The organism is Flavobacterium aciduliphilum (assembly GCF_003268855.1).
Lineage (GTDB): Bacteria > Bacteroidota > Bacteroidia > Flavobacteriales > Flavobacteriaceae > Flavobacterium > Flavobacterium aciduliphilum.
Genome location: NZ_QLSZ01000003.1, coordinates 186,885 through 198,925 on the forward strand (window position 1 = coordinate 186,885; position 12,041 = coordinate 198,925).

Here is a 12,041-nt window from a genome sequence, read left to right on the forward strand (position 1 = left end):
ATCGTTTATCCGTGTCATTTTTTTACCTACTTTTGTCATTATGATTAGAATTTTCTAATTGAATTAATTAATAATTTTTAGTATGCAACAAATTCCTAGTGTTGACTTACGTGATTTCCTGTCGGATGATCCGGCACGTAAACAAAAATTTGTAAATGAAATCGGAAAAGCCTACGAAGATATTGGCTTTGTAGCGTTAAAAGGTCATTTTTTAGATGACCAATTAGTGGAAAACCTATATGCGGAAGTTCGAAACTTCTTTGCATTGCCCTTGGAGACAAAATCTAAGTATGAAATTCCAGAAATTGGAGGACAACGAGGGTATATTTCTTTCGGAAAAGAACATGCAAAAGGTCGTTCTGCAGGAGATTTAAAAGAGTTTTGGCATTTCGGACAATATGTGAGCGAGGGCTCAAAATATGCCGATGAGTATCCAAAAAATGTCGAAGTTTCTGAACTACCAAATTTCAATTTAGTTGGAAAAAAAGCCTATCAAATGCTTGAAAAAACTGGAATTTATGTATTGAGAGCCTTGGCATTACATATTGGTTTGGATGAATTCTATTTTGATCCTTACATTAAAGATGGAAATAGCATTTTACGTCCAATTCACTATCCACCCATTACTGATGAACCTAAAGATGGAGCGGTACGTGCTGCTGCCCATGGTGACATTAATCTTATTACTTTATTAATGGGAGCTCAAGGAAAAGGATTACAAGTACAAAATCATAATGGTGAATGGATTGATGCAATGGCACAATCTGATGAATTAATGATTAATGTAGGCGATATGTTATCAAGACATACCAACAACAAATTAAAGTCTACCATTCACCAAGTGGTAAATCCGCCACGTGAATTATGGAATACCTCAAGATATTCTATTCCTTTTTTCATGCATCCAGTAAGCGATATGAAACTGAATTGTTTGCCAGACTGCATTGATGAGCATCATCCTAAACAATTCGAAGACATCACCGCTGGAGAATATCTGAATGAGCGTTTGGTGGAATTAGGATTGATTAAGAAGTAAAAAAAATAAAATTCAATAAAAAAGGCATTGAGTTTTTACTTGATGTCTTTTTTGGTTTTTTATTTGAAACTCCGATTTAAGAAATTTATAAATTTATTGAAATTTCTCTGATTTCTTAAATCTGTTTTTCCTTAAAAATTATACAAATGGATTTACAAGAACAATTAAAAAAACTATTTCCCGACCATGAACCTTCACATGAGTCAGAAGAAATTGTAGCTGAAACACATGAATTATTTGTTCAAAAAGAACCTATGATTTGTAAATATGAAAAACGAAAAGGTAAACCAACTACGATTATTTCTGGCTATGAAGGAACCGACGAAGATTTCAAATTATTAGCTAAAGAAATAAAAAGTACGTTTGCCGTCGGTGGCAGTTTTAAAGACGGAGAAATCATTATACAGGGGGATTATCGCGATAAAATAATGAAAGTATTACAAGACAAAGGTTTTAAAACCAAACGAGTGGGAGGATAATTTAGAAATACGAAGTTAAAATACGACGTGAGACGTTAACACAAATAATAAAAAAACATGATTGCATCATCAGAATTAATTTTAAATCCGGATGGAAGTGTATATCACTTAAACCTAAAACCGGAACATATTGCTAAAGACATCATCTTTGTAGGGGATCAAAATAGGGTAGAAAAAATAACAAAGCATTTTTCTTCTATTGAATTTACGCAACAAAAAAGAGAATTTAAAACGCAAACGGGAATTTATAAAGGAAAACGAATAACTGTGTTGTCTACAGGAATTGGTCCAGATAACATTGACATTGTTATGAATGAACTAGATGCTTTAGTTAATATTGATTTAGCCACACGTACTGTGAAAGAAAATTTAACCTCTTTAAACATCGTGCGTATTGGTACTTCGGGTTCCTTGCAAGCCACTATTCCATGTGATAGTTTTGTGATGAGTCAATACGGTCTTGGGTTGGACAACATGCTTCGCTCCTATTTGATTGATGACATATCTGAAAACGACATTGAAGAAGCTTTTATTACTCAAACCCAATGGGATATTAAAAAAGGGCGTCCATATGTGATTAAAGGAAGTGAAATTTTAGAAAAAAGAACAGAAAGTGATCAAATTTTCAAAGGTTTTACAGGAACAGCAGGCGGTTTTTATGGACCACAAGGCAGGGTGCTAAGATTGGGTATCCAAGATCCTGAACTAAATAGTAAAATGGACTCCTTTGAATATAATGGGATAAAAATGACCAATCTGGAAATGGAAACTGGCGCTATCTATGGGTTGGGTAAATTATTAGGCCATGAATGCCTTTCTTTAAATGCAATTATTGCCAATAGAGCTACGGGTACATTCAGTGAAGACCCTTATAAAGCTGTTGATGCTTTGATTGAGTATGCTTTAGATAAATTGGCAGAATAGATTAAGGATTGAAGAATTACAAATTTTAATTTTGAAGTAGTAAAAAAGTCATTATAATTTATGGAAAAAGAAGCATGTTGTGAAACAATGAAATATCACATAAATTACAAATGTGATATCCATAAAAATCCTTTTGATTGTCCTGATGCTGTGATTTATAGTTCAAAAAAAAGAAAAAGTTTGGTCTAATTATTCATGATGGCGGAAGTTCTTATCTCAAAATAAAATATTGTCCTTGGTGTGGAAATAAATTAAAGAAAAAAAAACTTGATTTATAATGGATTTAATACTAGAAACCAAACGTTTACTCCTAAGACCGCTCTCATTTTCAGATGCTGAAGCCATGTTTGCCATGGATTGTAATCCTAGGGTGCATCGCTATTTGTGGCAAAATCCAACACAAGAACTTACAGAAACCATAAAAATAATCGAATACATCCACAAACAATATGATGAAAACAAGATTGGACGATTTGCTACAATTTTAAAAGAAACAGGAGAATTTATTGGTTGGACTGGAATCAAATACATTACGGATCATGTAGAAAATGGAAAAACCAATTTTTATGATTATGGGTATCGTTTAGATGAAAAATTTTGGAATAAAGGTTATGCTACCGAAGCCTCTATTGCATGGTTAGCTTATGGTTTTAACAAAATGGGGATTACAGAAATGAATGCCTATACCCATACTCTCAATGGAGCCTCTAACCACGTATTACAAAAGGTGGGGTTTGACTTCGTTGAAGATTATCCTGATAAAGATGGAGTTACTTGGAAATGGTGGCAATTAGAAAAAACAAAATACGAAACCCAAAAGCAAATGCTTTAACTACTTTACGAACTCATGAAAACTATACGAATCGCTGGAGTACCAGAACACTTTAATCATCCCTGGAAAATGGCACTTGCGGAACATAAATTTCAAGATGCAGGATTAGCTGTTACTTGGACAGATGTTCCTGAAGGCACAGGAAAAATGTGTCAAATGTTGCGCGAGGGAGTTGTCGATATTGCCGTAATTTTGACAGAAGGCATCATAAAAGATATTGTCAATGGAAATCCAAGTAGAATTGTCCAAAGTTATGTAAATAGTCCCCTACTTTGGGGAATTCATGTACATGCATCATCCAACTATTTCTCCCTTGAAGACCTACAAGATAAAAAAGTTGCCATTTCTCGCTATGGTTCGGGGTCTCATCTTATGGCTATTGTAAATGCTCTGCAACAAGGGTGGAATACAGATCAGTTACAATTTGAAGTGGTACATACTGTTGAAGGTGCCGTTGAAGCTTTAGAGCAAGGGAAAACTGATTATTTTATGTGGGAAAAATTCATGACTAAACCCCTTGTAGATCAAGGTGTTTTTAGATGGATTTCCGATTGTCCTACGCCTTGGCCTAGTTTTGTCATTTCAGTGCGTGAGGAATTTATACAAGAGGAAAAAAATTCGTTAGAAATAGTTTTGTCGATTATCAATTCAGTAACATCAAACTTTAAAGAAATTCCGTTTATTGAAGAGATTTTATCTAATACCTTTCAGCAAAAACAAGACGATATTCGTGCATGGCTTTCTTTGACACATTGGGGTCAAGATAGTCTTACTAATGATGTAGTTGAAAAAATTCAAAATCAATTGTTTAACATGAAAATCATAGAGCATAAAATACCTGTTTCAAATTTAATATACTCGCTTTAAACCGTTACATTTCAGAAGAAATGTTTGAAAAAATTTCGCTTTATTATTTAAAACTTAAAAATAAACTCACGGTAAAAAAACCTTGGGATTACGTCATTATATTTATCTTAAATGTACTCTTTACAATTCCCGTTTTTATTATTGTACATCACAATATAATTGCTTTTAATTGGTATTATAAAGCCGATAGAATTTTAATATTTATTCTTATTCTTCTTATTTTTCAGTGTATTCTGCAAGCCATGAGACGCATCACGTTACTTAGTGTTTTTGCTTATGTAGTAATTCTTTTATATGGCACTTTAAAAGGAGGTTATGGTTTTGAACGTGTGTTTGAAGACTATCAATCCCTGCTGTATAATATGTCTGAAAATCAATATCCGCAAGATATCATTATAGATAAATTATTACCTTTTCCTAACAAGTCTAAAATAATCCATGCGATTGACTACGAAAATCCAAAGGTGAGAAACTTTGCTTTGATGTCGGTCAACAAATATTTTAAAAATATAAAAGGCCATAGCAATTATCTAACACTGATTCAATGTTTGGCTGTATTCAAAGAAATCAACAGTCATTGGAATTATGTAAGAGATCCAAAAGGAGAAGAATATTTTGCAAGCGCCAGCGAATCTATACAATATTTGTCAGGCGATTGTGATGATCATTCCATCTTAATGGCAGCAAGTATAAGAGCTATCGGTGGGGTTCCGAGATTAATTCACACACAAGGACACATTTATCCGGAGCTGTTGATTGGTAGTAAATCAGATATGGAAATGGTTACTTTTCTTATAAAAAAGGAACTTTTCCCTAATGAAAGTAAAGGAAAAGTATTGTATTATCATATAGACGAAAGAGGAAAGATTTGGTTAAATCTTGACTATACTGCAAAATATCCAGGTGGCCCTTTCTTGAGAGAAGAAGTTTTAGGAGCCTTAACTCTAGAGTATTAAGCTAGAAACATATATGTAAAATACTAAAAAAGAGACTTCATGTGCAAATCTACAATACTTATTTTGAAAAAAATATATAGAATTTTAATATTTTTACATTTTCAGGATAGTGAAAAAAATAACCCCTAAAACTAAATTTAGGGGCTATTGGTAGAAGTGAACTCTATAGACTTGTTTTCCAAAGAAGTAACCGATTTTTTAATGTTTTTCACATCAAATATTTTGTAAAAAATAACCCCTAAAACTAAATTTAGGGGTCATTGGTACAAGTGATCTCAGAAGGATTCGAACCTTCGACCTACTGCTTAGAAGGCAGTTGCTCTATCCAGCTGAGCTATGAGACCATTAAATGAATATGTCGGGGTGGCAGGATTCGAACCTGCGACCTCCTGCTCCCAAAGCAGGCGCGATAACCGGGCTACGCTACACCCCGAAAAAAAAGCGGAGAGACAGGGACTCGAACCCTGGCGACGGTTACCCGTCGACAGATTAGCAATCTGCTCCGTTACCACTCCGGCACCTCTCCTATTTTTTCTACTCAAAAGAAATATTCCTTTTAAGCGGTTGCAAATGTATAGTAACTCTATAATATTTACAACATTTTCCTGTGTTTTTTTATAAAAAAAATCATTTTTTCAAGAACAACTTAATAATCAATTAAATAGAAACCTTCAAAAATTAAGAAAAAAATTATCTTTATATTATTTCAATTACAAAATCGGATTATCAGCAAAAAAGAGTAGCTTTGCATAACAAACAAACAACAAATAATATTATGAATAAAAAAGTAGTAATCGTTTCGGCAGTTCGAACTCCTATTGGAAGCTTTATGGGTTCTTTATCAAGTGTTTCAGCTCCACATCTGGGAGCTGCAGCTATTAAAGGAGCGCTAAGTAAAATAAATTTAGACCCAAAATTGGTCGACGAAGTATATATGGGTAATGTTGTTCAAGCAGGTGTAGGACAAGCACCAGCCAGACAAGCCGCTCTTTTTGCTGGACTTACCAACGAGGTTGTGTGTACCACAGTAAATAAAGTTTGTGCCTCTGGAATGAAAGCTATTATGTTAGCCTCTCAAGCCATACAAACAGGGGATGCTGAAATCGTTATTGCAGGAGGGATGGAAAACATGAGTTTGATTCCTCACTATGTTCAAATGCGAAATGGCGTAAAATTTGGTCCGACTTCAATGCTTGACGGCATGCAAAAAGACGGATTAACTGATGCATACGATAACAATGCCATGGGAGTTTCTGCAGATTTATGTGCCTCTGAACATGGTATTTCTCGTGAAGCACAAGATGCCTTTGCTATTCAATCTTATGAGCGTTCAGCAAAAGCTTGGGAAGCGGGCAAATTTGATAACGAAGTTGTTCCTGTTGCTATCCCACAGCGCAAAGGAGATCCTATCTTATTTACTAAAGATGAAGAATTTACAAACGTAAAACTAGATAAAATTCCATCATTAAACCCTGTCTTTACTAAAGAAGGTACTGTTACGGCGGCTAACGCATCTACCATAAACGATGGAGCAGCTGCTCTTATTCTTATGAGCGAAGAAAAAGCACAAGCACTTGGTTTAAAACCTTTAGCGTATGTCAAATCGTATGCTGATGCTGCACAAGAACCTAAATGGTTTACCACTGCCCCTGCCAAAGCGTTACCAAAAGCATTGGATAAAGCTGGACTCTCTATCAATGACGTTGACTTCTTCGAATTTAATGAAGCGTTTTCGGTGGTAGGCTTAGCAAATGTAAAACTGTTAGGATTGCCAAATGACAAAGTTAATGTGAATGGTGGAGCGGTATCTCTAGGACATCCTCTGGGTTGTTCTGGTGCACGAATAGTCGTAACATTAATTAATGTCTTAGAACAAAATAATGCCAAAATAGGAGCTGCTGCAATTTGTAATGGTGGCGGTGGAGCCTCTGCTATTGTTATTGAAAAAGCTTAATTTGAATCTAAATACAGACCATGTTTGCGCTTTGTAATTTATCTTCCATTCCTCTTCGATTTGAACCTAGTGACCGCAGTGAAATAGTGTCACAAGTCTTGTTTGGAGAGCATTTTGAGATTTTAGAACAAGATAAACAATGGTCGAAAATTAGATTGCATTACGATAATTATGAGGGTTGGGTGGATTCCAAACAATATCAAATCATCTCTAAAGAACAGTATGACCGATTAAATCAAGATACCATTCTTTTGAATGCTGACCTTGTAGAGTATATTTTTGGGACAAAAAATGAACTAATTCCCATCACCCTTGGTGCTTCTCTATCTTTTTTACATCACGAAGACATCAATGTAAACAAATATATTTTTGAGGGCTTAAAAACATGTGGAATTACCTCAAAAACAAAGCTAGTAGAAACCGCTTATTTATACCTAAATGCGCCTTATTTATGGGGTGGAAAAACACCTTTTGGAATCGATTGTTCTGGATTTACACAAATGGTTTATAAACTAAATGGTTATAAATTATTGCGCGATGCTTCGCAACAAGCTACACAAGGAGAAGTATTAAGTTTTATTGAAGAGAGTGAGCCAGGAGATTTAGCTTTTTTTGATAATGAAGAAGGAACTATCATTCATGTGGGAATTATTCTAGAAAACAACTACATTATTCACGCTAGTGGAAAAGTTAGAATTGACCGATTAGATCATTTAGGCATCTTTAACACAGAACAAAATAGACACACACATCGATTGCGTGTCATCAAAAAAATAATTTAAAAAGATTTTTATAAAAATGAAAAATACTGCATTAACACACATCCATGAAAAACTTGGTGCCAAAATGGTTCCTTTTGCAGGATACAACATGCCCGTTTCGTATGAAGGTGTAAACATCGAACATGAAACCGTTAGAAATGGTGTAGGTGTTTTTGATGTCTCTCACATGGGTGAATTCTTCCTTAAAGGTGAAAATGCGTTGGCTTTAATTCAAAAAGTAACTTCTAATGACGCTTCAAAATTAGTGGATGGTAAAGCGCAATATTCTTGCTTACCTAATAATGAAGGCGGTATTGTGGATGATTTGATTGTTTATAAAATTGCCGACAACCACTATATGTTGGTAGTAAATGCTTCGAACATTGAAAAAGATTGGAATTGGATTTCGTCTCACAATGATTTGGGTGTAGAAATGATTAATGCTTCTGATACGTATTCGTTACTAGCCATTCAAGGTCCAAAAGCAGCGGAAGCTATGCAATCACTAACGTCTATTGATTTAGCTAACATGCCCTACTATTCATTCCAGATTGAGGATTTTGCTGGATTACAAAATATTACCGTTTCTGCCACAGGATATACGGGTTCTGGAGGTTTTGAGATTTATTTCAAAAATGAAGATGCCGAGACCATTTGGAACAAAGTATTCGAAGCTGGAGCGACTTATGGAATCAAACCTATTGGTTTAGCGGCACGTGATACGTTACGTTTAGAAATGGGATTCTGTTTGTATGGAAACGACATCAACGATACTACTTCTCCATTAGAAGCAGGTTTGGGTTGGATTACTAAATTTGACAAAGAGTTTACCAATTCGGCCAACTTAAAAGCACAAAAAGAAGCAGGGGTTTCAAGAAAATTGGTAGGCTTTGAATTGATTGACCGAGGTATTCCTCGTCATGACTACGAAATTGTGGATGCAGAGGGCAACAATATTGGTATTGTAACTTCTGGAACGCAAGCGCCAAGTTTAGGTAAAGCTATTGGTATGGGGTATGTAAAAACCGCTTTCTCTGCTGTAGACTCCGAGATTTATATTGTGATTAGAGATAAAAAAATTGCGGCTAAAGTGGTAAAAATGCCATTTTATAAAAAAGGGTAAGTTTCTTTTGATATTGTAACGAAAGAAGTACTTTTGCATCGATTAAAATTAAACTAAAATATATTCTTAGAAATGGGAAGAGCGTTTGAATTTAGAAAAGCACGTAAAATGAAACGTTGGTCAGCAATGGCAAAAACGTTTACTCGTATTGGAAAAGATATTGTAATGGCCGTGAAAGAAGGCGGTCCAAATCCAGAAACCAATTCGCGTTTAAGAGCGGTTATTCAGAATGCTAAATCGGCAAATATGCCTAAAGATAACGTAGAACGCGCGATCAAAAAAGCCTCTGACAAAGACACTGCCAACTATAAAGAAGTGTTATTTGAAGGATATGCCCCTCACGGAATTGCCATTTTGATTGAAACGGCTACCGATAACAACAACCGAACGGTTGCCAACATCCGAAGTTATTTTAACAAGTGTAATGGTACTATGGGAACACAAGGTTCGGTAGAATTCATGTTTGACCACACCTGTAATTTCCGTATTCCAGCTGAAGGGCAAGATGTGGAAGAGTTAGAATTAGAGATGATTGATTTTGGGGTAGAAGAAATCTTTGCTGATGAAGATGGTATCTTGATGTATGCTCCATTCGAAAGTTTTGGTGCGATTCAAAGAGAATTGGAAAACCGAAATATTGAAATCTTATCTTCAGGATTTGAAAGAATTCCACAAATCACTAAAGAGCTTACTCCAGAGCAAGTAGCTGATGTGGAGAAATTATTAGAGAAAATAGAAGAAGATGATGATGTTATGAATGTTTACCACACCATGGTAGAAGCCTAACAAGAATCTTATATTAAAATAGAAATCCGTTTGTGAAAGCAGAACGGATTTTTTATTTTATTTATAATCAACCACTTTTCTCTTTTGTAAAAATAATTGTATTAAAAATTTGTAACATTTGAAGGGGGCTTTCGTATAATAACAGATTTTTAAAAGGTAATGCTATTCTAAAATGACACCAAATGTGTTGTAACTTCAAAAAATAATTCATCTAGTATTTTGAATTCCCATTAGTAAAGTGAACTTACACTATTTTTCTATAACTTATTTTTAAAAATCATTAACACTATTCAATTTTAATAACTATAATTATGACATCAGTTTTTGCGTATTGCTGGGTATTTTTGCTTGTTTTATCCATCTTATTTTACAAGTTTGTTTTAAGAGTCTTCTTCGGAATGGTAATTGTTCCAGAGGATAAAATTGGGTTGGTAACCAAAAAATTCGTGTTGTTTGGTGCTGATAAATCCCTACCCGACGGACGTATCATTGCTACTAAAGGCGAAGCCGGTTTTCAAGCACAAACATTAGCTCCAGGACTTTATTGGATGAAATGGATTTGGCAATATTCGATAGACATGACACCATTTACCATCATTCCTGAAGGTAAAATTGGGTTGGTCTTGAGTAAAGACGGAAAGGAAATTCCAACAGGTAGAATCTTAGCGCGTAAAGTAGATAGTGACAACTTTCAAGACGCTACAGCTTTCTTGAATAATGGGGGGCAAAAAGGACGTCAGACGGCTTTTATCACCACCGGTTCGTATCGTATCAATACGTTCTTATTCGAAATTGTCATTGTCGATCAAATCAAGATATTTGAGAACATGGTGGGTATTGCTACAGCTTTAGATGGAGAACCTATTCCGATTGGTCAAATTGCTGGTAAATTTGTGGACGGACACAATAACTTCCAAGACTTTGATGCCTTTTTAGGTCAAGGAGGTAATCGTGGTTTGCAACCTCAAGTGATGTTGGCAGGTTCGTATTACATCAACTCATGGGCAGTTCAAATTGAGCAAATTCCCATGACGGATGTGCCTATTGGGTATGTAGGTGTTGTCATTTCATACATTGGTGAAGACGGACAAGATTTGACTGGAGAACATTTCAAACACGGTAACATTGTTTCTAAAGGACAACGTGGGGTGTGGATGGAGCCACTAGGACCTGGTAAGTATGCTTTGAATAAATACACAACCAAGCTAGAGCCTGTTCCAACTACCAACCTAGTATTGAACTGGGCAGATGCTCGAAGTGAATCACACAATTTGGACCATAATTTATCAACGATTACGGTACGTTCTAAAGATGGTTTCCCATTCAACCTAGACGTTTCACAAATTATCCATGTGCCAGCCAATGAGGCACCTAAAGTAATTGCGCGTTTTGGAAGCATGACCAACTTGGTTTCACAAGTATTAGAGCCAACCATTGGTAACTATTTTAGAAACTCGGCGCAAGAAAGCGATGTAATTTCGTTCTTGAGTACTCGTAAAGAACGTCAAGAATCGGCTAAAAACCATATCAAAGTGGTGTTAGACGAATACAATGTGAATGCAGTTGATACCTTGATTGGTGACATCGTTCCACCGGATTCATTAATGAAAACATTGACTGATAGAAAGATTGCAGAAGAAGAGCAAAAAACGTATCAAACCCAAAAAATGGCGCAAGAGCAACGTCAAGGGATGGAGAAAGAAACGGCGATTGCGGATATGCAAAAAGAAATCGTACGTGCTTCTCAAAGTGTGGAAATTGCTCAAAGAACAGCTGATGCTACCGTTAAAAAAGCGGAAGGAGATGCTACCAGTTTGAAATTGAATGTAAATGCAGAAGCTGAAGCGACCAAAATGAGAGCACAAGCCGAAGCTGAAGCGACCAAAGCAAGAGCTGGAGCACAAGCCGAAGCTACCAAATTAAATGCTAGTGCTGAGGCAGAGAAAATCTCTAAAACTGGTTTGGCAGAAGCTGAAAAGATCATGGCGATTGGTAAATCGACTGCGGAAGCGTATCAATTGCAAGTGTCAGCTATGGGTGGTGATAACTTTACGAAATATAAAATCACAGAAGAGATTGCTAAAGGAAACATCAAAGTAATTCCAGATGTATTAATTTCTGGAACTAATGGTTCTGAAGGTGGTATCAGTGGTTTATTAGGAATGAAGTTGATGGAAATGATGGACGCGAAAAGCGACACCAAAGAAGAATCTAAAAAGAAATAAGTAGTTTCTGAATAACTTAAAATCCGTTTTGTGAAAGCAAAGCGGTTTTTTTTAACCCTCCTCCCAACCTTTTACAAAATGAGGTCTCTATATAAGAA

General features: G+C 35.5%; 11 protein-coding genes, 3 tRNA genes and 1 pseudogene. 12 read left to right on the forward strand and 3 right to left on the reverse strand.

Going from position 1 to position 12,041, the window contains the following annotated elements:
- Nucleotides 1–82 precede the first annotated feature (82 nt).
- From CLV55_RS05140 to CLV55_RS05170, 7 genes and pseudogenes are all read left to right on the forward strand, one after another.
- Nucleotides 83–1,036: an isopenicillin N synthase family dioxygenase gene (locus CLV55_RS05140; RefSeq protein ID WP_112112683.1), complete on the forward strand. Its 954-nt coding sequence runs from the start codon at nucleotides 83–85 to the stop codon at nucleotides 1,034–1,036.
- A gap of 146 nt (nucleotides 1,037–1,182) precedes the next feature.
- Nucleotides 1,183–1,515 (forward strand): translation initiation factor, encoded by a 333-nt coding sequence (locus CLV55_RS05145; RefSeq protein WP_112112684.1) that lies wholly within the window; start codon nucleotides 1,183–1,185, stop codon nucleotides 1,513–1,515.
- A 57-nt stretch (nucleotides 1,516–1,572) separates the two neighbouring features.
- Nucleotides 1,573–2,439, forward strand: a complete 867-nt coding sequence (locus CLV55_RS05150; RefSeq protein WP_112112685.1) for a nucleoside phosphorylase — start codon at nucleotides 1,573–1,575, stop codon at nucleotides 2,437–2,439.
- A 60-nt stretch (nucleotides 2,440–2,499) separates the two neighbouring features.
- Nucleotides 2,500–2,717 (forward strand): annotated as a pseudogene (locus CLV55_RS13085) (DUF6980 family protein).
- Nucleotides 2,717–3,271 (forward strand): GNAT family N-acetyltransferase, encoded by a 555-nt coding sequence (locus CLV55_RS05160; protein ID WP_112112686.1) that lies wholly within the window; start codon nucleotides 2,717–2,719, stop codon nucleotides 3,269–3,271. Before CLV55_RS13085 ends, CLV55_RS05160 begins: the two are co-directional and overlap by 1 nt.
- Before the next feature lie 15 nt (nucleotides 3,272–3,286).
- Nucleotides 3,287–4,138 (forward strand): substrate-binding domain-containing protein, encoded by an 852-nt coding sequence (locus CLV55_RS05165; protein WP_112112687.1) that lies wholly within the window; start codon nucleotides 3,287–3,289, stop codon nucleotides 4,136–4,138.
- A 20-nt stretch (nucleotides 4,139–4,158) separates the two neighbouring features.
- On the forward strand, nucleotides 4,159–5,094 hold the full coding sequence (locus CLV55_RS05170) for a transglutaminase (RefSeq protein ID WP_112112688.1): 936 nt from the start codon (nucleotides 4,159–4,161) through the stop codon (nucleotides 5,092–5,094).
- A 270-nt stretch (nucleotides 5,095–5,364) separates the two neighbouring features.
- Here the strand turns inward: CLV55_RS05170 and CLV55_RS05175 are convergent.
- The 3 genes from CLV55_RS05175 to CLV55_RS05185 form a co-directional block, all read right to left on the reverse strand.
- Nucleotides 5,365–5,438: transfer RNA gene (locus CLV55_RS05175), tRNA-Arg, on the reverse strand.
- Nucleotides 5,439–5,452: 14 nt separating this feature from the next.
- Nucleotides 5,453–5,527: transfer RNA gene (locus tag CLV55_RS05180), tRNA-Pro, on the reverse strand.
- Nucleotides 5,528–5,536: 9 nt separating this feature from the next.
- A tRNA-Ser gene (locus CLV55_RS05185) sits at nucleotides 5,537–5,620 on the reverse strand.
- Between the two features lie 249 nt (nucleotides 5,621–5,869).
- On the opposite strand from CLV55_RS05185, the gene CLV55_RS05190 reads away from it, so the two are divergent.
- The 5 genes from CLV55_RS05190 to CLV55_RS05210 all read left to right on the forward strand — a co-directional run bounded on the left by CLV55_RS05190 (nucleotide 5,870) and on the right by CLV55_RS05210 (nucleotide 11,943).
- Nucleotides 5,870–7,048 carry an acetyl-CoA C-acyltransferase gene (locus CLV55_RS05190; RefSeq protein ID WP_112112689.1) on the forward strand — a complete coding sequence of 393 codons (1,179 nt, stop codon included), beginning with the start codon at nucleotides 5,870–5,872 and terminating at the stop codon, nucleotides 7,046–7,048.
- A 20-nt stretch (nucleotides 7,049–7,068) separates the two neighbouring features.
- Complete coding sequence (locus tag CLV55_RS05195; protein ID WP_112112690.1) at nucleotides 7,069–7,830, forward strand: C40 family peptidase; 762 nt, start codon at nucleotides 7,069–7,071, stop codon at nucleotides 7,828–7,830.
- 16 nt (nucleotides 7,831–7,846) lie between these two features.
- A complete protein-coding gene (gene gcvT, locus CLV55_RS05200) occupies nucleotides 7,847–8,932 on the forward strand; it encodes a glycine cleavage system aminomethyltransferase GcvT (protein ID WP_112112691.1) in 1,086 nt (361 codons plus the stop codon).
- Between the two features lie 72 nt (nucleotides 8,933–9,004).
- On the forward strand, nucleotides 9,005–9,718 hold the full coding sequence (locus CLV55_RS05205) for a YebC/PmpR family DNA-binding transcriptional regulator (protein ID WP_112112692.1): 714 nt from the start codon (nucleotides 9,005–9,007) through the stop codon (nucleotides 9,716–9,718).
- Between the two features lie 311 nt (nucleotides 9,719–10,029).
- Nucleotides 10,030–11,943 carry an SPFH domain-containing protein gene (locus CLV55_RS05210; RefSeq protein WP_112112693.1) on the forward strand — a complete coding sequence of 638 codons (1,914 nt, stop codon included), beginning with the start codon at nucleotides 10,030–10,032 and terminating at the stop codon, nucleotides 11,941–11,943.
- Nucleotides 11,944–12,041: the final 98 nt, after the last annotated feature.

Bases quoted from the DNA above. Each gene is read 5' to 3' on its own strand.
- CLV55_RS05140 (WP_112112683.1), top strand. From the start codon at position 83: ATGCAACAAATTCCTAGTGTTGACTTACGTGATTTCCTGTCGGATGAT.
- CLV55_RS05145 (WP_112112684.1), top strand. From the start codon at position 1,183: ATGGATTTACAAGAACAATTAAAAAAACTATTTCCCGACCATGAACCT.
- CLV55_RS05150 (WP_112112685.1), top strand. From the start codon at position 1,573: ATGATTGCATCATCAGAATTAATTTTAAATCCGGATGGAAGTGTATAT.
- CLV55_RS05160 (WP_112112686.1), top strand. From the start codon at position 2,717: ATGGATTTAATACTAGAAACCAAACGTTTACTCCTAAGACCGCTCTCA.
- CLV55_RS05165 (WP_112112687.1), top strand. From the start codon at position 3,287: ATGAAAACTATACGAATCGCTGGAGTACCAGAACACTTTAATCATCCC.
- CLV55_RS05170 (WP_112112688.1), top strand. From the start codon at position 4,159: ATGTTTGAAAAAATTTCGCTTTATTATTTAAAACTTAAAAATAAACTC.
- CLV55_RS05190 (WP_112112689.1), top strand. From the start codon at position 5,870: ATGAATAAAAAAGTAGTAATCGTTTCGGCAGTTCGAACTCCTATTGGA.
- CLV55_RS05195 (WP_112112690.1), top strand. From the start codon at position 7,069: ATGTTTGCGCTTTGTAATTTATCTTCCATTCCTCTTCGATTTGAACCT.
- gcvT (WP_112112691.1), top strand. From the start codon at position 7,847: ATGAAAAATACTGCATTAACACACATCCATGAAAAACTTGGTGCCAAA.
- CLV55_RS05205 (WP_112112692.1), top strand. From the start codon at position 9,005: ATGGGAAGAGCGTTTGAATTTAGAAAAGCACGTAAAATGAAACGTTGG.
- CLV55_RS05210 (WP_112112693.1), top strand. From the start codon at position 10,030: ATGACATCAGTTTTTGCGTATTGCTGGGTATTTTTGCTTGTTTTATCC.